At 51.7% G+C, this 25743-nt stretch carries 21 protein-coding genes; all 21 read right to left on the minus strand.

The annotated features are described in order from the left end of the window. The 21 genes from HY394_00960 to HY394_01060 all read right to left on the minus strand — a co-directional run bounded on the left by HY394_00960 (window position 1) and on the right by HY394_01060 (window position 25702). The gene (locus tag HY394_00960) at window positions 1-969 is read right to left on the minus strand and encodes a 30S ribosomal protein S3 (GenBank protein ID MBI4052590.1); all 969 of its coding nucleotides are present in this window, start codon (window positions 967-969) and stop codon (window positions 1-3) included. Window positions 970-975: 6 nt separating this feature from the next. Next, a complete protein-coding gene (locus HY394_00965) occupies window positions 976-1446 on the minus strand; it encodes a 50S ribosomal protein L22 (protein MBI4052591.1) in 471 nt (156 codons plus the stop codon). A gap of 6 nt (window positions 1447-1452) precedes the next feature. Next, window positions 1453-1854, minus strand: a complete 402-nt coding sequence (gene rpsS, locus HY394_00970; protein MBI4052592.1) for a 30S ribosomal protein S19 — start codon at window positions 1852-1854, stop codon at window positions 1453-1455. A gap of 36 nt (window positions 1855-1890) precedes the next feature. Beyond that, window positions 1891-2613, minus strand: coding sequence for a 50S ribosomal protein L2 (locus HY394_00975; GenBank protein ID MBI4052593.1), 723 nt, complete (start codon window positions 2611-2613; stop codon window positions 1891-1893). Window positions 2614-2712: 99 nt separating this feature from the next. Continuing rightward, entirely contained in the window at window positions 2713-3159 is a 447-nt protein-coding gene (locus HY394_00980; GenBank protein MBI4052594.1) for a 50S ribosomal protein L23, read from the minus strand. A gap of 8 nt (window positions 3160-3167) precedes the next feature. Further along, the gene (locus tag HY394_00985) at window positions 3168-3971 is read right to left on the minus strand and encodes a 50S ribosomal protein L4 (protein ID MBI4052595.1); all 804 of its coding nucleotides are present in this window, start codon (window positions 3969-3971) and stop codon (window positions 3168-3170) included. A gap of 125 nt (window positions 3972-4096) precedes the next feature. Then, window positions 4097-5152 carry a 50S ribosomal protein L3 gene (locus HY394_00990; GenBank protein ID MBI4052596.1) on the minus strand — a complete coding sequence of 352 codons (1056 nt, stop codon included), beginning with the start codon at window positions 5150-5152 and terminating at the stop codon, window positions 4097-4099. 234 nt (window positions 5153-5386) lie between these two features. Continuing rightward, on the minus strand, window positions 5387-5638 hold the full coding sequence (locus tag HY394_00995) for a type II toxin-antitoxin system RelE/ParE family toxin (GenBank protein ID MBI4052597.1): 252 nt from the start codon (window positions 5636-5638) through the stop codon (window positions 5387-5389). After that, window positions 5639-5887 carry a hypothetical protein gene (locus HY394_01000; protein ID MBI4052598.1) on the minus strand — a complete coding sequence of 83 codons (249 nt, stop codon included), beginning with the start codon at window positions 5885-5887 and terminating at the stop codon, window positions 5639-5641. 34 nt (window positions 5888-5921) lie between these two features. Continuing rightward, window positions 5922-13487 (minus strand): hypothetical protein, encoded by a 7566-nt coding sequence (locus tag HY394_01005; GenBank protein ID MBI4052599.1) that lies wholly within the window; start codon window positions 13485-13487, stop codon window positions 5922-5924. A 310-nt stretch (window positions 13488-13797) separates the two neighbouring features. Beyond that, a complete protein-coding gene (locus HY394_01010) occupies window positions 13798-16551 on the minus strand; it encodes a cupredoxin domain-containing protein (protein ID MBI4052600.1) in 2754 nt (917 codons plus the stop codon). 201 nt (window positions 16552-16752) lie between these two features. Further along, window positions 16753-18210, minus strand: a complete 1458-nt coding sequence (locus HY394_01015; GenBank protein ID MBI4052601.1) for an RtcB family protein — start codon at window positions 18208-18210, stop codon at window positions 16753-16755. Between the two features lie 64 nt (window positions 18211-18274). Further along, a complete protein-coding gene (locus tag HY394_01020; protein ID MBI4052602.1) occupies window positions 18275-18739 on the minus strand; it encodes an archease in 465 nt (154 codons plus the stop codon). Window positions 18740-18758: 19 nt separating this feature from the next. Beyond that, window positions 18759-19205 (minus strand): ribose 5-phosphate isomerase B, encoded by a 447-nt coding sequence (gene rpiB, locus HY394_01025; protein MBI4052603.1) that lies wholly within the window; start codon window positions 19203-19205, stop codon window positions 18759-18761. A 69-nt stretch (window positions 19206-19274) separates the two neighbouring features. Continuing rightward, a complete protein-coding gene (locus HY394_01030; GenBank protein ID MBI4052604.1) occupies window positions 19275-19583 on the minus strand; it encodes a 30S ribosomal protein S10 in 309 nt (102 codons plus the stop codon). Between the two features lie 80 nt (window positions 19584-19663). Beyond that, window positions 19664-20941 carry a translation elongation factor EF-1 subunit alpha gene (gene tuf / locus HY394_01035; GenBank protein MBI4052605.1) on the minus strand — a complete coding sequence of 426 codons (1278 nt, stop codon included), beginning with the start codon at window positions 20939-20941 and terminating at the stop codon, window positions 19664-19666. Window positions 20942-21541: 600 nt separating this feature from the next. Further along, window positions 21542-23734 carry an elongation factor EF-2 gene (locus HY394_01040; protein MBI4052606.1) on the minus strand — a complete coding sequence of 731 codons (2193 nt, stop codon included), beginning with the start codon at window positions 23732-23734 and terminating at the stop codon, window positions 21542-21544. A gap of 29 nt (window positions 23735-23763) precedes the next feature. Next, window positions 23764-24396, minus strand: coding sequence for a 30S ribosomal protein S7 (locus HY394_01045; protein MBI4052607.1), 633 nt, complete (start codon window positions 24394-24396; stop codon window positions 23764-23766). Between the two features lie 8 nt (window positions 24397-24404). Then, the gene (locus HY394_01050; protein MBI4052608.1) at window positions 24405-24836 is read right to left on the minus strand and encodes a 30S ribosomal protein S12; all 432 of its coding nucleotides are present in this window, start codon (window positions 24834-24836) and stop codon (window positions 24405-24407) included. Between the two features lie 137 nt (window positions 24837-24973). Then, the gene (locus HY394_01055) at window positions 24974-25387 is read right to left on the minus strand and encodes a NusA-like transcription termination signal-binding factor (GenBank protein MBI4052609.1); all 414 of its coding nucleotides are present in this window, start codon (window positions 25385-25387) and stop codon (window positions 24974-24976) included. 6 nt (window positions 25388-25393) lie between these two features. After that, complete coding sequence (locus HY394_01060) at window positions 25394-25702, minus strand: 50S ribosomal protein L30e (protein MBI4052610.1); 309 nt, start codon at window positions 25700-25702, stop codon at window positions 25394-25396. Window positions 25703-25743: the final 41 nt, after the last annotated feature.

Here is a 25743-nt window from a genome sequence, read left to right on the forward strand (position 1 = left end):
TCACTTCTGTTCCCCGGCTTCAGTTTCTTGTTCCTTGGGTTTTTTTTCGCTTGCTGTGCCTTTTCCCGCTTTCTCGTGCCTGGGCTTTTCCGCTTTATCCTTCTGCCCTTCCGGCGCGCTTTCCTTTGCGGTTTTTGTCCCGGCGCTTTTTTCCTTTACCGTTTCAGCTGCCTCTGCGTTTTCAGGCTTTTTTTCCTTTTGCTTTGCCGCCTTCTCCTTTTTTTCCTTCGGCTTTTCTTTTTCCTTCTCTTCGGCCTTTTCTTCAACTGCTTCCGTTTTTTCCTCGTTCAGTTCAATCTTCTTTCCGGCTTCCTCTTTCGCCCTGGCCTCGTGCTCGGCCAGCTTTTCTTCCGCCTCGAACTTCCTCTGCTCGATTATCTTTTTCACGCTGATTTTGTCCGGGAAGAGAACGCCCGGCCTGATTATGCGCAGCTTTATGCCGATTGCGCCCGGTTTCGGATAAGCGTCTGCCTTTGCGTAGTCGACAAGCTTTACCTGGTCGCCGACCTTTTTCATGTAACCCATTGCAATGCGCTGTTTCTTTTTCCTTCCGCCCTTTCCCGCAAGCTTTCCTGAAAGTATGAGCTCTATGCCCTGCGCGCCCTTTTCGGAAATGCTCCTGACTGTCTTGAATGCAATGCTTCTCCACGAGAAGCCGCGTTCAAGCAGGTTCTTGACCTTGTCCGCCATAGCCTTCGCGTCAAGCTCCACTTCCCTTATCTCCTGGATTTCAATCTGGGGATTCTGGATTCCGAACTTTTCCTCGATGTCCTTTGTCAACTGCCTGATGTTCTGGCCGCCCTTTCCGATTGCAAGGCCCGGCCTGGTCACGTGCAGAACGATTCTCGTGACAAGCGGCGTTTTCACGACTTCAAGCATTGTAAAGCCCGCCTTGTCAAGCTCTTTCCTGAGATAGCGCTCAAGCTCTATTTTCTTGTAGTTCTGCTGCAAAAAATACCTTTCAATCATTGCCCATCACTTTGCCTCGATCACTACTATTTCAAGGTGCGTCGACTTCCTTTCGCGCATCCTCCCCGAAATGTGCCCTTTCGGCTGCATTGCGGTTCTCCTGATGCCCTGCGTTGCAAGCGCGTCAATCACCATAAGCTTTTCCGTGTCCAATCCTTTCGCATCAGCGTTGGCTTTCACGCCTTTCAGCAGGTCAAGGAATTCCCTGCACGCCTTTTCCGGGAACCTTCCGGCCTTCACTGCATGCACTCCTCTGCCTTTCCTGTGCGCGACCTTTCTCTTGTATTTCTGCAATGGCACGTAATCAGAGTGTTCGATTACCCTCTGCAGGAACGCTTCGGCCTTCTTCACGGGCTTTCCCTTTATCTCGCGGCAGATTTCCACTGCAAATTTTGTGGAAATGCGCCTGTTCGAACCAATGGCGCGCGCGGCCTTCTTGTTTTCCGCGTGCCTGCTGTGGTAATCCGTCTTAGCCATGAATGTTCATCCTCTCGCTGTTATAGCAGTCGACGACTTGGTCGCGCCGATTCCCGCCTTTCCGTGCGACAGCCTCTTCCTCGTCATTGCCATTTCGCCAAGGCAGTGGCCGAGCATTTTCGGGCTGATTTCGACTATTTCAAACGTGTTTCCCCTATGCACTGCAATGCGCACGCCAACCATTCCCGGAATGATTATTGCGGAGCGCAACTGCGTTCTTATCGGCTTCGGCTCTTTTCCTTTCGCCTTTTCCGCCAAAGCCTTTTCAACTTTTTTCAGAAGCTTCTTGTCAACCCCGCGTTTGAGGCTTCTCCTCGCCCTCGCGCTGACAAGCCGTGAAAACTCCTCAATGCCCATCGCCTGCAGTTCTTCAAGGCTTTTTCCCAGATACTTTTCTTCTTTCGCCATATAGTGTCGCCCGTCATCCCTTCAAACTTACAGCATTCAAAGCTTCTTCTTCCTTCCGGTCCTGCGCGATGCGATTGCGCCGACTTTCCTTCCCGCCGGGGCGCTCCTTGCAGTGCTCTTCGACTGTCCAGGATGGTGCTGTGCGCCGCCGAACGGGTGGCTCACAGGATTCATTGCAACTCCCCTGACAGTCGGATACCTCAAATGCTTGGACCTTTTCGCAAAATACGCGACGCCCGCCTTGATCAGCGGTTTTTCGGTGCGTCCGCCGCAAGAAATGTTGCCGACAGTTGCGCGCGCGTCAATAGGAAAAACGCCGTTCTTGCCTGAAGGCATTTTGACAACCGCTTTTTTCCCGTCCTTTGACACAAGCAAAGCATAACTGCCGCCGGTTTTAACGGAAACCCCGCCGTCGCCTGAAACCTTTTCAATGTTGAAAACCGGGCAGCCCTCCGGCACGGAAAACAAAGGCAATACATTGCCAATTTCCACTGATGCATCCTTTCCCTGCTGGAGCTTCTGTCCCACAAAAACGCCTTCCGCCGCGACAATCAGTTCCCTTTCGCCGTTTTCAAGCATGACGTCGGCGAGAATGCTGTTCCTGCCGGAATCCTTTACAAGGTCCATTACCTGGCCGACAAGCACTCCGCCTGTTTCAGCGCCGGTTTTCGCAGCATACCTTGTGTCAAGCCTGTTCCTAGTCGCAAGGAACGGCAGCGTTCCCTTTCCCCTTCTCTGTTGAATCAGGCTTTTTCCCATCGTTTCACCACGGCGATTTCGTCCGCCGAGTCCGACGCACTATGCTCCTTTCAGTCGCATAGCGCTGGCTCGCGTTGCTCGCATTCTATAACCATCTTTTTAGATTACTCCCATCTTTGTGGCAATCTCGTCTGCCTTGAATTCCTTGTTGACCTTCACAATCGCCTTTTTTCTTCCCTTCAAATCGTTGATAATCCTTATTGCCCCGACCTTTATGCCGTACAGTTCCTGCACAGCCTTTTTCACGGACTGCTTTGTAGCTTTCCTGCTCACGATAAACGACAGCTTGTTCTGGGTTTCAATCATGCCGACCGCTTTTTCAGTTATCAGCGGGTACAACACGATTTCAAAATCCTTCAAACCCTGTTCAGCGGAAACCTTCTGCTCAAAGCCTTCCCCGGCTTCGGCTTTTTTTGCCTTCCTGGCCTTCACTGCAGGCTGTTCAACTGCGGCTGCCTTTCTCGCCTTCGCCTTGACGGCTGATTTTGCCGCGGCTTTCTTCGCCTTTTTTACCGCCTGTGCAGCCTGCTTTTTGACTTTTGCCATAAAAATTTTCACCTTTTGCTTAGGGCGTGGATTGCCTTCTCCGTCCAGATCGTCAACCTGCCGGCCTGGCAGCCCGGCGCAAGCAACACTGCATTCAGGCTGTCCAAAGCGACTATTTCAACGCCTTCAAGGTTTCTCGCTGCCTTGTAGACTTTCGCCGGCTTTTCCGTCACTATGAGAATGCTTTTCTTTTTCTTGGTCGTCCTGCCCCTTCTCTTGCCTTTCCCGGCTCTTGCCTTGCGCTTTCCCTTGGCGCTTTCAACGTCCGCGTTCAAGCCGAACTTTTTCAAAACCAAAACCACGTCTTTTGTCCTCGCGATTTCCGAGAATTTGTCCTCGAACACCACTGGCAGAGAAATTTTTTCATTCAAAACATGCCTTTTCGAGACAAGCTCCCTGTTCGCGGTTGTCGCAATCGCGGAATCCAATGCAGCCCGCCTCTCCTTCTTGTTGATTTTTTCACCCGTCTTCTTCTCGGCTTTCGGCGGATGCGCCTTCGGTCCGCCAACGGACTGCGCAACCCTTGCAACCCTGCCCTGCATCAGGTTTCTCCTGTTCTTGAGCCTCGGCAGCCTTGCGTGGCCGACGTTAATGTTCCTTTCGCCTTGCGGCATATACCTGCTGCCCTGGTATCTCGCAGTATTGTCCCTTCCCGCTGGCCGGTAAGAGCCTTTCGGCTGTTTCGCGTTCGCCTGCGCCGACAAAACCGCCCTCTTGATGAGGTCGGGATGGTATGGCGTGGCAAACACCTTCGGCAACGGAATTTCCTTTTCCGTGCCGCCATCCAGTGCCAAAACCCTTGCTGCCTTCATAAACAATCACGTTGAAATATCCATTATCACTTTGAAATGTACTCCACGCAGGGGGCTCCGTCCCCTCGCACGCCCCTGAAACGCGGACTGTCCTCGCACGCCCCTGAACTTGCCTTCATCTAACATCACTTTGAAATGTAATCCACCTGGCTTATGTCCGGCCCTTTCAGGACAACTTTGCGGATGTTCTTGCGCAGGCCGATGACCCTTTTTGCCGGACCCGGAATGCTGCCCGCCAAAAGCAAAACAGTGTTTTTCGCCAGGCCGTAATTTGAAAAGCCGGCGCCCGGATTGACTTCTTCCGGCTTTGCAATCTTCAAAATCTTCTTGTTGTATTCCGTGCGCGTGTGATAGCCCATCTGGCCCGCCCTTGCAACAGTCCACATGACTGTCGAGGGATTCCAAGGCGAAATCGCGCCGACTGTCCTGGTCTTTTTCGCTTTCGGCCTCGCGGTCTTTATGCCGAACCTTTTGACAACGCCCTGAATGCCCTTTCCCTTGGTGACAGCCTTAACGTCAACGAATTCGGGCGCGGCAAAAACGTCTTCCGCCGAAATTTCCTTTCCAAGCTTTTCCATTGCAAACGCGGTCTGCTGTCCGACATTGCCTGAAAGCTTGACTTCCGAGACTTCCGGTTTCTTCTTGCCGATGCCCGTCAGATAGGGTTGCGTATGAACGAGCAAACAAACTTCCAAAATCCTTGCTTTTTCCTTTTCCAAATCGCCGACTGTTTTCGGCTGTTTCACGGTTTCCGCTTTTGCCTTTTTTCCCTCTTTTGCTTCAACGCCTTTTTTGCCTTCCTTTTTCGCCCCGAAAGAACCGATTTTTCTCGCCAAATGCTTTTCCTGCCTTTCAGCCAAAACGTCAAACAACGCCCTCGAACCATAGCCCTTGTCGTCTTTCGCGTACGCCCTGATGCCGAAAACCTTCAATGGCGGGGCTTCCAGCACAGTAACAGCTGATGCGACTTCCTGCCCGACGGTCGTGCCCTTAGGGTGGGTGTCCTTTCCAAGAACGTGCGCCATGCCTGCCTTGTAAGCCAAAAAGTTCAATGGCTTCGAGGCCTCGCCTTCCTTTGCCTGGGGAGCCTTGAACGAGGTGAAAGTAGGCGTTTCCTTAAGCGCCCGCTTTCTCGGATAATAAGCCAGGCTTCCGGACCTGGACTTGTGCTTCTTTGTCATCGGATTTCAGACTCCAAAAACTGCCATGGCGGTGTTTCAGCCACGACAAAAAAAATTTTTGTCCTATGAAAAGCCAAAAACAGGTAATTTTTTGGCATTTATATCGCAGGCGGTTCGCATTGCGATACAGTGTACGCGATAAATCGCAGACAAAATATAGCCCGCGGAAGCTTTAAAAAGCAATCCCTGTTATTGCCGTCTGCTGTGCCCTTCATTTTTTTTAGGCGGCTTGGCCTAATCGTAAACGTTCCGCCTGTGCCCGGCTTTTGTGACCAGAATCTGCTTTTTGCCGAAGTCCAAATCGGCAATAACCCGATAGTCTCCGACCCGCAGCTTGTAGTCCTGCCTTCCCTGCAACCGTTCAAAAAACAGTTTTGGCTCTTCTTTGGCTTGCCGGAGTTTTGAAAAAATGCGCCTTTTTGTTTCCTGCTCAAGCCCGTTCAGTTCCCTGAGGGCTTTTTTGTCAAAAATCAGTTCGAAAGCCATTCAGAGTCCCAGAATCTTTCTGGCTTCCTCTTCTGAATAGTACTGGCCTGCTTTGATTCTTTTTCTCGCTGCCTCGATTTCAAGGGCGGTTTTCCTGCTCAATTTCGGGTTGTTTTTCGCGGTTTTGCCTATGAAAACAAGCTTTCGGATAATCTCGTCGAAAGTTTCGCTTTCGTATTCGCGGAACGCTTCAAGGTTTGACTTTGTTTCGGTTTTCAGTTTTATGGTTGTTATAGTGCTCATGCGCATCTAGTATACCATAGTATACTAAATTGTTTAAAAGTTATCCTATGCAGGTTTGCCCCGCCACGAGCGTTGCCTCGAAATCGTCCAGGCTTGTTCCGCCCGAGCCCTGCTTGGAATAGACTGTCAGCGGGTTCCAGAAGAAAACGCTTTTGTCGCCGGAATCCGTGAGGCAGACTTGCCCGTCTTTGACCAATCCGAAAACGTCGTTCAGTTCGCTTACCGTGTCATTGTTCGACTTGCTGTTCTTTTGCATTCTGCCCAATCCGCCCAAATGGACTGACGTGCTGTGCTCGCCGTCCATTGTGTTGAATGAAAGCTTTCCTTCCGCCGGCGAAAGCGATTTGAGCACGAAGTTTGACTGTGCCGGCGCGTAAAGGATTGTTTTCAGGAACACGTCTCCCGTTTTCACTGCATTCAGCCAGTCGATGGCGTAAGCGTTTTGCGCTCCGCTTACAGGGTCTGCGGTCTGTCCGCGCCTGTCTGGCCTGAGCCTGAAAGCGTTTGTCGAATAATCGCCTGTGAAGTCCCTGCAAGCCGACAATCCCGACCAGTAGCCTAAAACCGAGCCCACGACTTTCGGAGAATCGTTTTCGAACAGCTGGTAGTATGCCGAGAACCTGTCGTTCTTCTGCCCGGCAACGTTCATTTTCATCACGACTGGGGTTGCGTAATTCGGCGAGAACGTCAAAAGCTTTTCATTTCCCGTGCCCTGCCTTGCGATTGAAAGCAGTGCTCCCCTTGTGTCTGCCGCGCCGTTGATTTTCGCGGCATCGGTTTCAATTTTTGTCGCAAGCGTCTGCAATGCGTTCGAGTTTTCAACGGGCTTTGCCTCGACGATGTTCTGTCCGGCTTCGGTTGAAATTTTGACCGGCGCGCCCTGGTTCAGGTAATTGAGGCCATAGCCCTGCCTGCCGTTGTCAGTGCCGATTCCTATCTGTCCATCGAAGGGCAGGTAATAGAACATTGACGCGGGGTTCGGGTAATCGGCATAGCTGAATTTGACTGTTGCCTGCGCTTTAGGCTTTCCATCGGAGCCGAAGAATTTCCAGTCGTTTCCGAAAACAACGCGCAATTCGGCGTCGTAAACGCCGGCATCAGGCAGGACATCCGAGTCGGGCGTGTACCTGAAGTCAAGCTTTGACGTGTCGTTGAAATAATCCGCAAACCTGCCCGTGGCATCCGAGTCAAAGTAGCTTGGCGTGTTGTAGAATGTCTTGTTCGAATAAAACTGCGCGAAGTCCTTCTGGAAGTCATCCGAATAACCGTCCCTTATCAAATTGACGCGCGGTCTCAGAATCCTGTGCAGTGTTTCCTTGTCTGGCACGTCTTTTGTCCAGTGCGGTTCTCCTTGGTCCTGGCTGACGAGCTGGCCGAAGAAGGGCAGTTCCCTGTCATAGAATGCTTCAAGGCCAGTAACTCCCGGTGCAATGTCGAAAGTCGTATTGTTCAGCCAGCACTGCGAAGCGTTTTCCCGCGCAATGTTCCAGAAAATAACTGAAATTGCCTTTGTTGCATACTTTTGCGCTTCCGTGCCTGAAAGGCCCTGGATGAACGCGGAGTCAAAGCCTGCAACAACCGAGTACGGGTCAATGTTTTTTGGCAGCTCTCCTGCATCGAAAACAAATTCTTTCGTCGTGCCCCTGGCAATGCTTGATTCCTGGCCAGCAAGGCTTTTCGTGAAACTGTTCTGGGGCAGGCCGTTCGCCGACAACACAACCTTTGCCGTCCTGTCCGCGTCGGAGAGGTTTTCGACCTGCACCTTGAAAGTGAAATGGTTTTCATTCGCCGCGTCCTTTTCCAGCAGGATTTTCTTGAAGTAAACTTTTCCGCTTTGCGATTCGCTTTGGTTTCCGTTGCTGGTGTTCTGCTCCGCATACGCTTTTTTCAAGGCGTATTCCGGGTCGGTCGGGCAGGCAAACGAGGGGTTTGCGTTCAGGAAATCGCGCAGGAACTGCATTCTTTGCGTCAAGGCAATCGAGAACTGCGTTGCGTCGCAGTAAATGCCATCCGGATTGTCTGCATCGCAGCTCCAAGCATTGATGTTGTTTGTTCCATCAGTTGACCATTTCCAGTTCAAATTGATTTTCGGCAAGGCTTTTTCTCCGGTTACGCCCCTTCCCTCGCATGCCGCGCTTGCAACGTCCGCGCGAATCGGCTCCCATTCCTGCACTTCTTTTGTCTGAACGCGGATGTGGAATTTTTGCGAGTAATGCCTTTCGCTTGTGCCGGAGCATGCGCCTTCATCCGGGCCATTGCCGATGTTGAACTGGTCGACAGTGCCGCTTGAACAAATGACATCATAGCTTTGGTCGCCGCTTCCAGTCCTTCCTTTACTGCTGTCATGCAATGCGTCGCCGTTGATGTGCTCGGTTGCCCCGACTTCGAGTATGGCGAATTTTGGCGTGTCAGCCTGGTAGCCGTCATTCGAGAAAACGATTTCCTGCATTTCAACGTCTCCTCCGCGGCCTTCCTCAAGGTTCCATTTCGGCCTGATTTTGCCGTCCAGGCCGCTGACCTTGAGCTGGTCGTCGGTTGAATCCGGCGGAACCATTTTGTTGCCGTCTTTCGTCACAACCGTCATGCCGGAAATGTTCAGGACATAATCGTTCATGGGGTTGACAGCCGAAACGTCATGGCAGGAATACATCTGGTCGGCAAGCCAGTTGACAACCATGTTAGTAATCCAACTCGCAACAAGCGAAATGCCGAAGCTTGCGGCCAGATTGCCTAGCTGTGAAAGCTGGCCTTGGGCGGAATGGAGTTTGGCTTGGGTTTGTTCTAATTTTCCATATAGGTCTCCCGATGCTTCTTGTCCCGTGCCACCAATGGCATCTATTTCGCCCCTAATGCTTGCCACTTTTGCGCTTAACGTGGCGATTTTCACAAGCGACCCCAGCATCGGCAGCGCGGCGTTCAGGAACTTGTAGGTCGAGTATGCGACGTACATCAGCGTCGCGGTCTTGATGTATTGTTTCACGTTGTCCCTTTCGCTGTTTGCAACGTTTTCCCACACGCAGCCGTCCGCTTTCACGTGCACGACTTCCTGGTAGGCCGAGTTCACAACCGTTGTCTTGTCCTGCAGGCTTGGGAAAACCTTGAAGTCATATCTCAGCAGTTCGAAATAGTCTTTGCCTCCGAACGGCTCGCTTGCTTTCGGCCTGTCCGGCGGGCTCGTTACAAGCACGTCGTCCTTGCGCAGTTTTCTCGGAGCGTTTCCTGCAAGGTTGCCGTAAACGTTTATGCCGTAAATGCCTGAAATGTCGGAATTGTTTGTCACTTTGATTGTTTTGGATTTCTGGCTTGGCGTCAAAAGGAAATCCTCTTCGTCAAGCGACAACCCCCCTTCCGTTCCCCCCGCGCAGTGGCTGTCGTTATAGCAGAGTTTTATGCGCACGTCCTTGTTGAGCGAAGGGCATTTTTCCGTTGAAATTGAAAGTTCGCCTTCAGGGTCGAAGAAAACCGTGTCGGGGTTGTCCTGCAGTTCAAGTTTTCCGTCTTCAGGCGTGTAGGCTATGCACGTTGAAAGGTCTATTATGCTGATTGTGCCTTCAACGTCCCTCACTCCCTGCACTTCGTCGAATCCTGATTGTTTTTTCAGCAGGCCTTTCACTTCAATCTTTACCGCAGTCGTCTCGTTTTGCGCGCCGGGCTTGGCTGTAAAGACAAAGCTTGCAACCAGGCTTTCCCCGGAATTGATTTTCGCCTGCACGTCAACCGGCACATCAGGCGTCAGGGCGTATGTGCCGATCGGCGTGCCGTCGATTGTTTTGAGTGAAACCGAAACGTCGCCCTGGTATGGCGCGGGGTGGTAAGTAAACTGCAGTCCGTCAAGCGCTATCGGCGCGCCTTCAAACTGGCAGTTGTTTGAAATGTTTGAAATGTGCGGCCCGGTTTTTCCGGCATCGGTTGAATCGTTCCATTCGAAGTTGTCGACTGAAACGCATTTGTCGGCAGGAGTTTCCCCGAAGCCGATTGCAACGTTCAATGGAATGAACACGTCATAGGTTTTTGCGAACGCCTGGTTCTGGAACGTGAGCCAGACCCACCCGTCAAGGCTTTCCTGCCTGTCGACAATGCCGGCTGAAACGAGCTGTGTCTTGATTATGTCCGCGAGCTCTTTTGCCTGCAAGGGCTTTATTTCCAGGCCGTTAGTTTTTGTCTGCAGGAACGAAAGCATTGCAGTATAATCCAGTACTCCGAAAAACCTTGAGCTTTTTTCCTTGTAGTCCGATTTCGTCAGCTTCAGTGTTTCGCCGATGTGGCTTGTCGCAGTGAGAATCGTGGAAATAGTTTCGTTGGTTTTTGCCCGCGTGTCAAGCCTTGACTGCAGTTTTTCCGGTTCGAATGAAAGTATCTGGCCTGAAACAGTCAGAGCGAGCGGCTTGTCGAGCCAGTAGCCGATTTTTTCGGCTCCGAAAACAATTTGCGTCAATGGCGAGCTTGCCGGAACATGCACAATAACTTCGCCGTTGTCGCTGCTCATGCAGTTGTTCCCTGAAACGCATGCGAGCCAGCTTTCGCTTGCATCGGCAAGAATTTTTTTTGCCTTGACAAGCACGCCGGAAAGCGGTTTTCCCGAACTGTCTTTGACTGTCACAAGAATGTCTTTCTGTTCGAATGCGTTGACCGCCGAGGGTTCGACTGCCAACGCCATGTCTTCCTTGCTTGCCGTCTTGAATTCTATTTTTTTCCTGTAAACCGTCTGTCCGCCTGAAACAATGCGCGCTTCAAGGCCTGAGCTTTCAAGCTTTTTGCCTTCAATCCACAGCTTTGCGAGAACGCTTTTGCCCTTTGAAAAGCCGCCAAGCGGAATTGCCGGCGACTTGAATGCGTTGAAATTGGCGTTCGCGTTTTCATGCGAGTCCGCGTCAAGCAGCGAGTATTTGCGGATGAGAATGCTTTCGTTGTCCGCACCATGCGAATCGACGCTTGCAATTATGAGCTGTATGCCGTTGAATTGCGCGTCGGAATTGTTTTTGATTACAAAGTTCAGTAGGTATGGGCCGAAGACCGTCAGAGCGTACGGCTTGTCGTCGAGGAAAAGGTTTGACTGCTCGTCCAAAACATCCTCGCCTGCATAGCAGAAGTCCTGGCCGCATGTTACGGGCACGCCTTCCAGGAATTCGTTGATTTCAAACGTCTGCGCGAACAATTCCTTTTTCGCCGCGGTTTCACGCGCGCTTCCCAACCCGGCATCGGCCGGCATCCTGCTGTAAGTGTCTCCGCTGGCGGTCCAGGCCCGGTAGTGCATTGGCAATGGTGTCATCGGCGCAGTGCTTTTCTTCACCACGACCTCGAACGCCGCGTAAACCACTTCCGGTTCGGTTGTTGAAAATTTCGCATCCGCCCACTTGCCGACGCTTGCAGAGCTTTCAAGCAGGTTTTCAGCGTCGCTTCCAAGCGGCGGATTGAATGCGGAACCTTTCTCTATCTTGGCATTGCCGGCATCTATTTCGCCGATGTAAAGCGCGTCCCCTGAAACAGTGTTCGTGTCGCCGGTCCTGAAATGTATGCCTGCCTGCTGGACAGCTGAGGGCAGTTTGAATTTGAAGAGTGCGAGATATCGTTTTCCTGATTCCATTGCCTGGGCTTCGGAATAGTTTTCAAGCATTCCTTCGAACGAAACGCTTGGCTGGGAAATGCTGCCTTGCAATGGCAGTTCGGCCTTGAATTCCGCGAGAGTGTCGGGCCACAGCATTTTCGGGATTGTCTGTGCCTTCACGTGGTTGGGCGAGGTTATGACTGCAAACACTTTTCTTCCGGCCCTGATTTTCTGGGAAAGCGTGCCCTGCGGCATGTCATACCTTGCAATGCTTTGCCCCGCCATGTCGAAGAATTCGGCCTGCGAGTTCTGCAGCAATTCGTTCTGCTCGCTTCTCGCCTCGACCGAAACATCCGCGTCGCCGACAGCCAGTGTTACCTTGAATTCATTGAGCTCTTTTTTCGCAATCTTTTTTGCAAGCTCCCTTGCCGCGGTGTAAGCCGGCCATTTTTCGGCTGAAGGATAGAGAACCTCTTCGCGTATGCCCTGCCAGCCTGCCGTGCCATTCGCGTCCGTTGACTGCACCGCATACGGCGTAAGGCTTCCCGCCGCGCTGCCCTCGCCGAAAAGCAGTTTCACTTTCGCGCCTTCAACCGCCTGTCCGCTTTCATCAACAACCTGCACCCTGATTTTTCCGGAATTTTCCGGAGTCACTTTTTCAAGCTCTATTTTAAGGCTCTGCTCGCCGCTGAGCGAGGCAATGCCGGTCTGCGCGTAAAAATAGTCGTCCTGAATCGCGTAAACAATGAGGCTTTGCTGGGGGTCGAAGAATGCAAACGAAAGGGTTTTTGCCTCGCTTCCCGTGTTTCCCTTTTCAATGGCCACGCCGGAGCTGTTCCTCACTTCGACATCCGCATTGGCAATTGCGTTGTTTGTGCCCTTTTCCACGACCTGCACTGAAAGCCTGGCGCGCACGTTCCTTGAAACAGTCGCAGTCACAAGGGTTTCCCCGGCAGGGTTGACCTGAATCCCCGCCTGTGTGTAGCTTGAATACAATGCGTTCTCGTCGCTCACAGTTACCGCATATTTTTTAGGCGCAAGGTTCTTGAACGAAACCTGGCCGTAGTATTCGGTCTGCTTCGATTCAATGGCGCTGCCGTCGTTGTCCTTCAATGAAACATTGAAGCTTGCCGCAGTAACGCTGTTTGCCTGTTCATCCTGCACGATTACCCTGATTTTGCCTGTCGCCCCGGCCGGCCCCTCACGCGGCTCAGGCTGCTGGCCCGAGCAGTCTTCCGCGCACACTTCAGTGTTTTCGTTTGACTGGCAAACTCCGTCGCCGCAGCTTGCACCCGTGCCGGGGATGCTGCCGGTTGATGGAGTAAGCGTTATGCTGTTTGTCGGCTGCGGCAACTGGAATGTTTGCTCGGTAAAGCCCAGTGCAACGACAGTTGCACTCATGCCAATGCATTGCGCGGCGTTTTCGACTATGATTATGCCGTCGCCGTCTTCGTCTGAAAGCAGTTCAATCGGAATAGTGCCTTCCCTGCATGAAAGCTTCACTGTCGTGCCCTTTTTTGCGATTCTCTCGCCGGTCGGCGCCTTGAAAATTATTGTCTTTGTCTGCGGCCCGATTTCAATTGACGGGCTTTGCAATGTGAGCGTCTGTTTTTCCCTGGCGCTTGCGACAATCTTTTTCTGCAATGCGTCGAACTTTTTGCCGTTGATGACCTGCGATTTTATGAGCAGTTCGACTTCGCTGTCAAGCGGCACGGTTATCGAGAAAGCGCCTTGGGCATCGGTTTCCGTTGAAAGGCTCTTGTCAGCAAACCTGTAATCGACCTTGACTTTTGCCAAAGCCTGCCCGGAAGCGTCTTTCACTTCGAATGGAATCGTTATGTTTTCCTGGAACAGGTTCGGCAGGCCGCCTGAAAGCGCGCTGATGCCCCACACTCCGACCAAGAGAACGGCAAGCAGCACGAGCAAAAAGCTTGGAATCATGCGGTCAATCGGGTCGATTGCCCTGTAGACAGGCACGACCTTGTTGATTCTGTCCAGTAAACCGTAATAGCCGTCTTCCAGCGAATAATAGATGTCTTTAAGGCTCTGAATCAGTCCCATCCGAATCCCGCGCCGCCACTGCCGGCGGGTCAGCGCCAAGGCGTATCGCTGTCGCGATACGCCGAGCAACAGATCCCGCTAAAACTCGGATGTATAATAGCGTTTAGATAAATAAAAAGATTGCTCTTGCGCCCAAATGAAATTTTCTGATTATAAAAAAGGGCTGCCCGGCATATTGCACAAGCAATATGCCTTGGCTCCGAACGCAGGGGGCTCTGCCCCCTCGCACGCCCCCAATCATTTACTACTGCTTACTCGGCGTATTGCACAAGCAATACGCCTTGGTTCCGAACCAGCCGGACGGAACCGGCTAGTTTCTCATTTTGATTATGAGCGCTATGACGAGGATTATGATGATTATGATGAGGCCGGCTGTCAGGGCGTTGTCCGCGATTATCGCGAAAGCAGTTGAAACAGCGTTGCCTTCTACCGGTGCGGGCTTGAGCTGAACGGTTTTTGTTACCTGCTCGTTACCGGCAGTGAACCTGACTGGAACGCTGACTTCCTTGTCAATGCCCTTGTCCTGTTTGACAGTGAAAGCGATTTTCCTGGTTTCGTTTGCGGCAAGCGTCAAATCCTTTGTGGTTTCGCCGCTGAATTCCTTCGGCAGGCCGATTTCGATTGTGCCCGAAACAAGGCTGTCGGACTTGTTCTGCAACGTTACAGTGATTTCGGTTTCATTGCCTTTCGCTTCGGTTTCAACGCCGATCGTTACCCTGTCCGCAAGCCTCTGCCCTGAAACGAGTTTCAACTGCGAGGTTTTTTCGCTTATGCTGCAGCCTGAAAGCGTTGTGTCGAAGACAATCTGTGCGCTGCCTGAAAGCAATTGCACGTCGATGAGCTTTGCAGTGAAAGAATTTTTCGGCACGGTGATTGTGTCGGGTGCAGCGGTTGCGCCGATGCCCTTTACGATGATTGTCGCGCTTCTCCCGAGGGGGTTTTCGATTGAAACCAGGACCTTGTCCTCTTTTGCCAAGGCAATTTCTTTCGGCACTACAAGTTTGAAGTCCGGGCAGCTCGCCTGGTCGACATAGCCGTTAGTGTAAGCATAGCCGTTGTTGTTGAAATTGTCGCTGCCATTGTAATTGTTGCCGGAGCCGCCGTAACTGTTGTCGACCCTGACCGAAAAGCTTTCGCTTATGCCTGAGCACTGCCTGTTGCCGGCGCTTTCGCTGAAATAGCCGCTGGCCCTGACAGTAGCAGTGCCTTCCACATTGCTCCTGTCAAACGAGTCGACCCGCACTCTTATGCGGCCTCTTCCGCCCGGCGCAATCGAATTGTCGTAGTCGAGTTCGCGGACATTGAAGTAGCCGCTGTTGTCGGTTGCGCCCGCGCTTGAAATGTAGAACCTGCTGTTCGAATTGTTGACTATGTCGAACGACGCGTATTCCGTCGAATTCGTGCCAAGCGAAACGTTTCCGGCGTTTATGTAAACGCTTGAGCAGCTTGACGAAAAGTTCGCGGCATTGTCGTTGAGGTAGACGGTTATTTCCTGCAGGCCGATGTCGTCAAAGCTCACTGCCGGGCCGCCCTCGAACCTGCCCCTCACCTTGTAATATGCCTTGACTGTCTTGTCGCCCGTGAGAACGGATGACACGAACCTGAGCCTTATGCGGCCGCTTCCCCTGCCGTCAATCTGGCTGTCGTAAGTGGAAACGCTTGGGCTGAAATCGGAACTCGGAGTGTAAGTCTGCACTTCCTCAACGTAAAACCTTTTTCCGGAATCGTTTCTTATCGTGAAGGTTTCAATCCTCTGGTCGTTTTCGTTCAATGTTACCGAATGGTTGTCAAAGCTTATGTCGGAAGCATTGCCGGAAGCGCCGTTGTTGCTGATGAAAACATTGAATCTTTCATCGCCTATTTCGGAGAACGAGCATGTTCTCCCGTCCGAAAAGCGGCCCCTCAGTCCGGCTGTAGCGCTCGAACTCTGGTCGAAGTCGACGCTGCCGGCCGAAATCCTGGCTTCAAGCTCGCCCGAGCCGTTCGCGGCTATGCTTGGGCTGAAATAGCCTTCGGTCGCATTGAAGTAGGAGCTGTTGTCGCTGACATTGACTTCGTCAACGTAAAACGTCCTGTCGGAATTGTTGCGCACGGAAAACCTTTCGGTTACGCTTTCGTTTTCATTCACGTAAACTGAGTGCGTGTTAACTGTTATGTCGGCGCAGCTTGAATTGCCCGAGCCGCCGCCATTGCCGTTTCTTGGCAACACTCTGACAGTTCCTGTCATTTCGGAATGGAACCTGCAATGGTAATAGTATGTGCCTTCAGTGTTGAAGGTTTTCCTGTAAGTGCCGTTGTAGTTCAGGGTTCCGCTGTCGCCGCCCGTGTTTTCAAACGTGACCGTGTGCGAGTTGTTTCCGAGGTTGACCCATTCGACTGTGTCGCCCTCATAAACCGTTATCGTGCCCGGGCTGAAATAGTTGTCCCTTATCTGCACGTCGGCGTTGCCATAATAGCCGCCGCCATTGCCCCCGCCATAATTGCCGCCGGAGCCTCCGCCGGAAACGTTCACGTAAGCCCATTCTTCGTCCTGTATGACGTTGTCCTCTTCAAGGCCCGCGTAAACCACTATCTTGTAATTGTTGTACCTGTCGTCAATCCTGAAAGCGTCGCCCCACTGCACTTCGCCGTCAGCGTCCTGGTAGAGTGCGACTCCCTTGTTGGGATAATTGAAATAGTATGCCGAGCCCGGGGCAAAGTATGCCTCTGAATAGTTTCCAAAAGTGTAACTGGTGTTGGCGTAGTTGTAGGATTTCGGGTACAAATAGAATCTTTTCGTTTCCGTCTGCTTGATGTACTCGTAGCCATTGCCGCGGTCGCCGTAAATTTTAGCATAGGCGAAGACTTTTGCGTAAGGCTCGTATCCTGCCGTGTTCAGGTAAAGGAATGCCCTGACGTCGACAAGGTCATTGTCGCTTCCGCTTGGCTGATAGGCCCAGTCCGCGCCCGAATCCGTGCGGGCCTGCACGAAAGAAATGTCAACTGAATAGTTTGAAGCCGCAAAAACGGTTTGCGTGAGAAAAAGCAAGACGAATGCGATTATGAGATGCCTGAACAGTTTCAAGTTTTCAACCCCCGAAAACTCCTTCGCCTAACCTAAATAGCCGACGAACAAGTATTTAAATATAACTATTTTCTTAACTGGACAAAATTAACACAATCTCCTTTTGATGTGGCCTTGGTTTTTTTGGCAAAAAAACCATAAAAGAAAGACTTTTTTTCTTAAACTTCATATATTTATATTAAAGATATTGTATTGAAGTTTTCAACCTTTTATGTTTCCTATCGGTTTCAGGCCGAAAACCTTCCTGCTGATGCCTGCCTTGTCCATTGTGTCAACCACTTCCGAGATACTCTTGTACGCGCCTCCGGCCTCTTCTGCAAGGCCTTGCGTGGAAGCCGACTTCACAAAAATGCCCTGCCTTTCCATTCTTTTCAGCAGTTCCCCGCCATTGAACTCCTTTTTTGCCTGTGCCCTTGACATGGTCCTTCCAGAACCGTGCATTGTGCTGCCAAAAGTCTCATCCATTGCCTTTTCAGTGCCCGCGCAGACAAAACTGCCGGTTTCCATCGAACCGCCGACAATGACCGGCTGGCCGATTCCGCGGTACATTTCCGCCAACTCGGGCTGGCCGGGACCAAAGCTTCGCGTGCTTCCCTTCCTGTGAACTACAAGCTTTTTCCTCTTGCCTTCGACCTTGTGCTCTTCGACCTTCGCGATGTTGTGCGCGACGTCGTAAACGATTTCCATTCCCATGGACTCCGCGCTTTGGCCGAGGACCCGTTCAAAAGCCAAGCGCGTATTATGTATAATAGCCTGCCTGTTGCAGAACGCATAGTTGCTTGCACAGGCCATCGCGGCATAATATCTTTTGCCTTCTCCGCTTGCAAATGGCGCACACGCAAGTTCCCTGTCCTTTACGTTCAGGCCGTATTTTTTCATGGCCGGCTCGAACTCCCTCACATAGTCCGTGCAAATCTGGTGGCCGAATCCGCGCGAACCGCAGTGGACCATCACAAAAATCTGCCCTTCCTTTACAAGGCCCTCTTCCAATCCAAACGCCTTTCCCGCCTTCCAGTCAAAAACATTTTCCTCACGGACAACCTGCACTTCAAGGTAATGGTTTCCCGAGCCAAGCGTGCCAAGCTGGACCATGCCCCTATCAAAGGCTTCCTTGCTCACCATTGCAGGATTCGCTCCTTCAACCCTGCCTTTCTCTTCAATCCTTTCCGCGTCATTCTTCCAGCCGAAGCCCTTGCGCACAATCCACGGAACTCCTTCAACCATCATTTCCTGCATTTCACTTCGCGAAAGCTTCAATGTTCCCTTCCTTCCAACGCCCGCCGGCACCAGTTCAAACAGCCTGTTCACAAGGTCCCTTATTTTGGGCTGAACGTCCTTCAAAGTCAGATTCGTTTTCAACAGGCGCATGCCGCAGTTCACGTCAAAACCGATGACTCCGGGGCTGATGACGCCTTCTTCCAGATCAAATGCGGCAACGCCGCCAACAGGGCTTCCGTATCCTTGGTGCGCGTCGGGCATGGCAAGCGCATACCTTTGGATGCCTGGCATGCAGGCAATGTTTGTCACCTGCTCGAAGACGCCGTCATCCATTCCGTCAAAAAGCGTTTTGTTCGCGTAAATCCGCGCCGGAACATTCATGCCGGGCTTTTCCGTTTTCGGAATTTCCCAGACAAACTCGTTCACCCTTTCGACTTTCATGCCCTTTTTCTGCATTTCAAAAACCGGTTTTTTTATTTTTATTTTTCTTTCTTTTTTTTTGCTTTCAAATGTCCAATACCACCGTCGCCTTCCACGCGCTTCCATCCTTTTCAACGGCAAACAGGTGCTTTGTTATGGCCTTGACATCCGTGCCCGCGGATTCGACTTCTTCAACCTTCTGGCCGAAAACCCTGGCCTTCAGCACGAATTCGGCGCCCTTTTTCACTATGTCGACGTCGAACTTTCCGAACAAGGCGCCTTCGACATCCTTCAAATAAATCAGCCTGCTAAGCCAGTCGTACAGCAGATTTTCAATCGAATCGGATTTCAATTCGACCTTTTTTTCCAGTTTCGGCCTTACCTTTTTCGTCCTTGTCATGACCTCAAACAATGCGAGCGCGCAACTGCGGAACAACTCTTCCTCGCTTTCGCCGAAAGCCTCGAATGCGACATCCGCTATCGCGACGTTCTCGATGTAAACGAATTTCCTGAACTTCTGCTCAGATTTCTTCGCCTCTTTTTGCCGCATGCCCAATCACCTGCCGGCCTTATTCTTCAATCTTTTTTACCCTGCGCAAATGCCTTTCGCCGCCATCGCGTGCGCCGGCAAAGTCGGTTGAAAAGAATTTGTCAACTATTTCTTCCGCTTTTTTCTCGTCGGTGGTGCGGCTGCCGAAGCACAAAACATTCGCGTCATTGTGCTCGCGCGCCATCTGCGCGGAAAAAGCGTCATGGCAGACCGCGGCGCGCACGCCCTTAAACTTGTTTGCCGCCATCGACATGCCGATGCCCGTGCCGCAAATCAAAACCCCGAAGTCGGCCTTGCCAGCAGCCACTTCTTTTGCAACCTTCTTCGCGTAATCAGGGTAATCCGCGCTTTCCTCGCTGTGCGTGCCCAAATCCTCGACGGAAAAGCCTTTAGCCTTCAGCCATTCCTTGGTTTTCTCTTTCAGCCTGAACGCTGCGTGGTCGGAGCCGATAGCGATTTTTGGCATAAATAGGAAAAATCGCGTTGTTAATTTAAACGTTGTCAATAAAATTAGGGTTTTTGAAATATGGCCGGTTTATTCCTTGAGCTCTATTTCCACGTGCACTTTTTCGGGAATTTCAACGCGCATTACCCTGTGCAAAGTCCTTTCGTCTGCCTGGATGTCAATCAGCCTTTTGTGCACTCTCATTTCCCAGTGCTCGTAGCTTTCGGTTCCGCCGCCGCACGGGCTCTTCCTTGTCGGAACGACAAGCTTTTTCGTCGGCAACGGAATGCTGCCGGAATGCTTTACGCCGGTCTTCTCCGCGATATCAAGAATCCTGTCACAGATTTCATTCAACAGCTTGAAATCCGGGGAAGTCAGCTTTATTCTTGCTTTCTGCATTTGCACGTTCACCAATCAACAAACTTTTTTTTTTTACTAAATTTTACTGAAAAAATTAAAGAAGAAATGACTGTTGCCAGTCATTTCCCTGCTTCTTTTTTGACAATGCTCTGCACGAGCCCTGCCGCAACGGTCTGGCCCATGTCCCTTATCGCAAAGCGGCCGAGCTGCGGGAACATCTTGTATTCCTCGACAACAACCGGCTTCAACGGTACAACCTTGACGATTGCCGCGTCGCCTGCTTTCAGGAACTTGGGGTTTTCTTCCTTGACCTGGCCCGTTTTCGGGTCAAGCTTTTTCTGCAGCTCTGTCAGGGTGCATGAAAGCTGTGCGGTGTGCATGTGGAACACCGGAGTGTAGCCGACCGGAATTGCGGTCGGGTGCGACAGCACCACAATCTGCGCAGTGAATTCCTTTGCGACTGTGGGCGGGTTCTTGTCGTGTCCGACAACGTCGCCCCTTGAAACGTCTTCTTTTGTCAGGCCGCGGACATTGAAGCCGACGTTGTCGCCCGGAACCGCTTCTGAAAGCTGTTCGTGGTGCATTTCAACGGACTTCACTTCGCCGGATTTTCCCGACGGCATGAATACGATCTTGTCGTTCGGCTTCAAAACGCCTGTTTCGACCCTGCCGACCGGTACAACGCCGATGCCCTTGATGTTGTAAACGTCCTGGATTGGCAGCCTCAGCGGCTTGTCAACCGGGGGTTCCGGCGCAACAAGGGTGTCGAGCGTGTCAATGAGCGTCAGGCCCGTGTACCATTTCATGTTTTCGGTTTTCTTGGCGATGTTGTCGCCCTTCCAAGCCGAAATTGGAACGAACTTGATGTTGTCTTCCTTGAAGCCCACGCCCTTCAAAAGCTTGAGTATGTCGTCGTGGACCGTCTTGTATTTTGCCTCATCGTAGCCGACTTCGTCCATTTTGTTCAATGCGACAACGAGCTGCTTGATTCCCATGACCTGTGACAGGAACGCGTGCTCTTTTGTCTGCGCCTGGATGCCATCCTTTGCTGACACGACCAGGACTGCGGCGTCTGCCTGCGATGTTCCGGTTATCATGTTCTTGACAAAGTCCTTGTGGCCCGGTGCGTCAATAATCGTGAACTCGTTCTTTTTGGCCTTGAACTTTTTGTAAGCGACGTCAATGGTTATGCCCCTTTCCCTTTCTTCCTTGAGGTTGTCCATTGCGAACGCGAACGCAAACGTGCCCTTGCCGAGCGCCTGCGCTTCCTGTTCAAGCTTCCTGTAATCCTGTTCGGACAGTGCTCCGGAATCGTACAGAAGCCTTCCGACGGTTGTCGACTTTCCATGGTCAACATGCCCGATGAAAACCAGGTTGATGTGGTTTTTTGCTGCCATTAAAACTGCACCTCCAAATGTGACCTGCAACAACGAAAACGCTTTTGCATTGTGAAAACGCAAAACGCATTTTTTGGGGAATGTGCCGCGTAACAGCCCACAATCCGGCCGAATTTGCCCCTAACAGCCATCTTGTGTTTGTAAGCCAGGTGTCTGCAGCTGATTTTACTCTATACTTCCTGTACCAGAATATTTAAATAACATAGCCCCTTTGCCTTCCGCTTTTTTGCGTGTGGGGTGCTGCTTGCAAAAACAAAATTTTGATGCGAAAAGAAAGCAGGCAGGTGTTGCGCGAATGCAAAAAGAAAGCAGATGGGTACGACGCAGCGCGGCGTACCCGTCGCGCACCAGCCGGGCGTTCGGCTAGCAGCAGCAACAGCCTTCCTTGTGCGAATGCGAAGCTTTTTTCTTTGCGCCTGATTTTGCCTTTGTTGAGCTTGCCATGTTTTTTTCCCCCGTTTTTTTGTCAGCCGCGATTTGGCGTGCCTGAATTAGAATTGTCCGCTGGGTTTTAAACTTTTATTGTTGGGTTTCGGGCCTGGTGCGGGTGGCATGCAGGCGATAAAAAATAAAAGCCATCCTGCTTTTTTTTGCAGGATTTCATTCGAGGAAGAATCCGAACGGCTTGACTTCCGGGTCCATGCCCTTGCGCTTGCGGACTTCCGTGACTATGATTTTCTGGAGTTCCCTTGGCAATGGCTCGTAACCGAAGTATTCGGCTGTCCACAATGCCCTTCCCTGCGTCGCGCCCCTGATTGCTGCCGAGAATCCGATGAGTTCCTTGACCGGAGCCTTGGCAATGATTATGCAGGTGTCGCCTTCCGTGCGCATTTCGTTTATCTGCGTCCTTCTTGCGCCAAGCTCTTTTGATGCCGAGCCCATGAAGTCCTGGGGAACGTTTATGGTGAGCGTCTGTTTGGGTTCGTACAGTACCGCGCCGCCTTGCAGCATTGAAGCGTAAATGGTCCTTGTTATGACCGGGAGGATTTGCGCGGGCCCGCGATGTATGGCGTCCTCGTGCAATGACGCGTCGTCCAGAACGACTTCGACGCCGAAGCATTTTTCCTTCGCCAAGGGGCCCTGGTCCATTGCGTCGTTGAAGCCTTCCATCACTAGCTCGCGGATTTCGTGCAACGCCGTTATTCCGCGCGTCATGTCGACAAGAATGCAGTTATTGTGGATTGCCCAGATGCGTTTTGCGGTTTCCTTGTCAAAGCCGATTTCTTCCAGCTTTGCCGTCATGTTCTTGTCCTTCGGCTTTATCTTGCCGTCGATTTTGGATTCAATGAGCTTTTCCATTATTGCGGGCTCTATCGGCCTGGCGTACATTTTGAACTTGTTGTGCTTGTTCGGCGATTTTCCTTCAAGCAGTTCGGATTCGCTTGTGATTGTTTCCCTGTAAACGACGATTGGCTGGGACACGTTTATCGGAATCTTGTGGTCCACTTCTATTCTGTACCTTGTTACGTCCAAGTGCAGTTCGCCCATGCCTGAAATGAGGTGCTCGCCCGTGTCAGAGTTTATCGAAGTCACGACGTTCGGGTCTTCCTTTGAAATCTGTTTCAGCACTTCGATGAGTTTCGGCAGATCCTTTGTCTGCTTTGCCTCGACGCTGATCGTCATCACAGGTTCCGCGCTTGACTTGAACGATTCGAAGACATCCATGTCAATCGTTGAAACGGTTTCGCCCGCGTAAATTTCCTTGATTCCTATGAGGCAGGCAATGTTTCCAGCCGGGGCCTCGTCAATCGTTACCCTTTCCGGGCCCATGTACAGGCCGACCTGCTGCAACTGCACTTCCTTTTGCGAGCCTATGAGCTTGACTTTCATGCCCTTTTTGACTGTGCCGCTGTAAATCCTGCCTGTCGCAACATCGCCCGCGTGCGGGTCGACTGTGATGTCGGTAACCATCATTGCGAATTCGCCGTTCGGGTCGCATTCCGACATCGACTTGTAAATCGGGCTTTCCTTGTCGCCGCCCCAGATGACCGGCGTTCGGTACTTTTGCGCCTGGATCGGGTTTGGCAGGTGCTTCACAACCATTTCGAGGACGCATGCATGCAACGGCGATTTTTTTGCCAGCTCTTTCTGCTTTCCGCCCTTGCAGTAATCGTAAATGTCCTTGAATCCTATGCCCGTCTCCTTCATCTGGATTATGGAGATTGCCCAGTTGTTGTAGGCCGAGCCGAATGAAACGCTGCCGTCCTGCACCTTTACAGTCCACTCATCAATGAACGCTTTGGGCGCAGTCTTTTTTATGAGGCCGTTGACCTGCGTTATTGTCTTGATGAACCTTTCCTGCATCTGCTGTTCTGTCAGCTGCAGTTCATTTATGAGCCTGTCGATCTTGTTGATGAACAGCACGGGCTTCACATTTTCCTTGAGCGCCTGCCTTATGACTGTTTCGGTCTGCGGCATCACGCCTTCAACGGAGTCCACAACGAGTATGACTCCATCAACTGCCCTCATTGCCCTTATCACTTCGCCGCCGAAGTCTATGTGGCCGGGCGTGTCAATGAGGTTGATGAGGCACTGCTTTCCGTGCACTTCGTGGACAAGCGAAACGTTCGCGGCATTGATTGTTATGCCCCGCTCCTGTTCCAGGTGATAGTGGTCCATGAACTGCTGTTTTCCGGCAAGCTCCTCTGAAATCAGGCCGGCCGCAGCAACCAAATTGTCACTTAGTGTCGTCTTGCCATGATCAATATGTGCGACTATGCCCATGTTGCGGATGTTTTCCCTTGTGTTCATCAGCTTTTCAGCAAGATGCGCTATTTCCTCTTTCTTTGCCACAAGACCACAACCTTTGCATGCACCGGTTTTTACCTTGAGCTTTTCGCTATGCGCTCGACTTCATCGCGCCTTTTGATTGCAAGGCTTTTCGCGTCGTTCTTTGACGCTGCAATGATTTCGTCGGCCAGCGCGTCCGCCGCGCTTTTCGGGTTGTTGAACGAGTTGCCGAAGCCCGCCAAGGCGAGGTTCTTCAGTGATTCGTCGACCCTTTTCAATGGCGCTATGTCGACTGCCTGCGCGTAGCTTATTCCGCCGCGCTTTATGCGCGTAACGTCTTCGCGCGGAGCCGAGTTTTCAATCGCCCTGACAAGCGTCTGCACGGGGTTTTCCTTTGTCTGCCTTTCGATTTTTTCGAACGCGGTTTCGACTATTTCAAGGGCCTGCAGTTTTTTTCCGCAGCTGCCCCTTCCCCTCACATACTTTCCGCTGAGTTTTCTTTTGCCCTGGCCGCTTCTCATGACCTTGTTTACAAGCCTTTCAACGACGTTCGCCTTTCCTTTTTCAAAGCGCCCGCGCGTGCTCCTGCCGAAAGTGTGCGGAACAATGCGCGAGTCAAGGCTGATGTACCGTGCCAGACCCAAATCCGAAATCTTGACGTTTGTGTCCCACTTGTTGAACACAAGGGGTTTTGCCGTTGCCTGCGCCTGCTGGTGTTCCGCCATAAAATCACTTACCTTTTCACTTTTTCCTTCTTGCCCTTTCTCAGCATCTCAAGGCTTTGCCCGTTGACCTGTATGACCTTGAACTTGACGCCCCAAAGGTCGCCCGGCGAACCGCCTTTCCTGCCGCCAAGGCCTTCAATGAGCACTTCATCGTGCTCGTCAATGTGCTTTATCGCTCCGTCGAACGGCGCAAGCGCTGTAACCTGCCTTCCGTTCTTTATCAGCTGGACCCTCACGCATTTCCTTATGCCCGAGTTCGGCTGTCTTGCAGTGACACCCCTTTTTTCTATGACAATGCCCTTTGCCTGCGGGCTTCCTTCCAGTATTTCGGCTTTCGGCTTCTTGTTCCTGTGCATCCTTTCCCTGTAAGGGCGCTTTCTCCACTTCTGCTGTTTCCTCTTTTTTTCAAGCGACCTTGCCGCGTTTTCGCCTTTCGCCATAAAAATCACCATTTGCCTTGCCTGACATCCTCAAAACTTTCATCTTATTCTTATATCCTCAAAACCGTAATCACGCGCAGGGGACTCCGTCCCCTCGCACGCCCCTGGAAAAACACAATTTTTGTCCTGCAATCTTTTCACCGTATTCTTACTTCCTCAAAACCGTAATTGCGCTTTGCTATTTCCCTTACCCTGGCAACCTTTTTTTTCGACTCCATGAGGGTTCTCCTGCTTTCCGAGGAAATCCTGACCGACACTGCCTTTCCGCTTTCGCCCCTGCGCGATTCAACGCCTTCAACCGCCATCGGCGCCAAGGCCTTTTTGAAAAACCTTTCAGGGCTCTTCGAATATTCGACTATCTCGATTTTTTTTCCAAGCCTTTCGGAGAGCCTTTTCACGTTCTGGGCGCCCTTGCCGATTGCCCTGCCCACATCTTTTCCCCAGACAAGGAAAGAGACAGTGGAACCGTCAACAATGCAGTCCCTTGCCCCGACACCCGAAATTTTTTCAAGCGCGTTCATCAGCATTATCTCCTCTAAGCCAAGCTTCATCCAATGTCACTTTGCAATTATGTCCAAGACCCTGCTCTTGCCCGTTTCTTCCACGGTGAGAGTTGAAATCACAAAAGGCTTTCCGCAGACCGAACCGAGCGAAAGCCCCGTTCCTTCGAACTCGAAAACCGGGACGTTGCAGGTTTTTCCGAGATTCCGGATTTTTTCCTTGACCGTCACGGGCGAGTCGAGGCTCACTACGACAAGCGCGCCTTTTCCGCCTAGCACGCTTTTCTCGCTCTGCCTCACGCCGAAAACAACCTTTCCGGTGTCCACGGCCCTGCGTATTTCCCTTTTCGCGTCAACTTCTGCCATGCAGTATCACTGAACAAAATTGCACAGCCGGAACGAAAAAA

This window comes from Candidatus Diapherotrites archaeon (assembly GCA_016205145.1).
Classification (GTDB): Archaea; Iainarchaeota; Iainarchaeia; order Iainarchaeales; family JACQJH01; genus JACQJH01.

Bases quoted from the DNA above. Each gene is read 5' to 3' on its own strand.
- HY394_00960 (MBI4052590.1), bottom strand. From the start codon at position 969: ATGATTGAAAGGTATTTTTTGCAGCAGAACTACAAGAAAATAGAGCTT.
- HY394_00965 (MBI4052591.1), bottom strand. From the start codon at position 1,446: ATGGCTAAGACGGATTACCACAGCAGGCACGCGGAAAACAAGAAGGCC.
- rpsS (MBI4052592.1), bottom strand. From the start codon at position 1,854: ATGGCGAAAGAAGAAAAGTATCTGGGAAAAAGCCTTGAAGAACTGCAG.
- HY394_00975 (MBI4052593.1), bottom strand. From the start codon at position 2,613: ATGGGAAAAAGCCTGATTCAACAGAGAAGGGGAAAGGGAACGCTGCCG.
- HY394_00980 (MBI4052594.1), bottom strand. From the start codon at position 3,159: ATGGCAAAAGTCAAAAAGCAGGCTGCACAGGCGGTAAAAAAGGCGAAG.
- HY394_00985 (MBI4052595.1), bottom strand. From the start codon at position 3,971: ATGAAGGCAGCAAGGGTTTTGGCACTGGATGGCGGCACGGAAAAGGAA.
- HY394_00990 (MBI4052596.1), bottom strand. From the start codon at position 5,152: ATGACAAAGAAGCACAAGTCCAGGTCCGGAAGCCTGGCTTATTATCCG.
- HY394_00995 (MBI4052597.1), bottom strand. From the start codon at position 5,638: ATGGCTTTCGAACTGATTTTTGACAAAAAAGCCCTCAGGGAACTGAAC.
- HY394_01000 (MBI4052598.1), bottom strand. From the start codon at position 5,887: ATGCGCATGAGCACTATAACAACCATAAAACTGAAAACCGAAACAAAG.
- HY394_01005 (MBI4052599.1), bottom strand. From the start codon at position 13,487: ATGGGACTGATTCAGAGCCTTAAAGACATCTATTATTCGCTGGAAGAC.
- HY394_01015 (MBI4052601.1), bottom strand. From the start codon at position 18,210: ATGAAAGTCGAAAGGGTGAACGAGTTTGTCTGGGAAATTCCGAAAACG.
- HY394_01020 (MBI4052602.1), bottom strand. From the start codon at position 18,739: ATGCGGCAAAAAGAGGCGAAGAAATCTGAGCAGAAGTTCAGGAAATTC.
- rpiB (MBI4052603.1), bottom strand. From the start codon at position 19,205: ATGCCAAAAATCGCTATCGGCTCCGACCACGCAGCGTTCAGGCTGAAA.
- HY394_01030 (MBI4052604.1), bottom strand. From the start codon at position 19,583: ATGCAGAAAGCAAGAATAAAGCTGACTTCCCCGGATTTCAAGCTGTTG.
- tuf (MBI4052605.1), bottom strand. From the start codon at position 20,941: ATGGCAGCAAAAAACCACATCAACCTGGTTTTCATCGGGCATGTTGAC.
- HY394_01045 (MBI4052607.1), bottom strand. From the start codon at position 24,396: ATGGCGGAACACCAGCAGGCGCAGGCAACGGCAAAACCCCTTGTGTTC.
- HY394_01050 (MBI4052608.1), bottom strand. From the start codon at position 24,836: ATGGCGAAAGGCGAAAACGCGGCAAGGTCGCTTGAAAAAAAGAGGAAA.
- HY394_01055 (MBI4052609.1), bottom strand. From the start codon at position 25,387: ATGAAGCTTGGCTTAGAGGAGATAATGCTGATGAACGCGCTTGAAAAA.
- HY394_01060 (MBI4052610.1), bottom strand. From the start codon at position 25,702: ATGGCAGAAGTTGACGCGAAAAGGGAAATACGCAGGGCCGTGGACACC.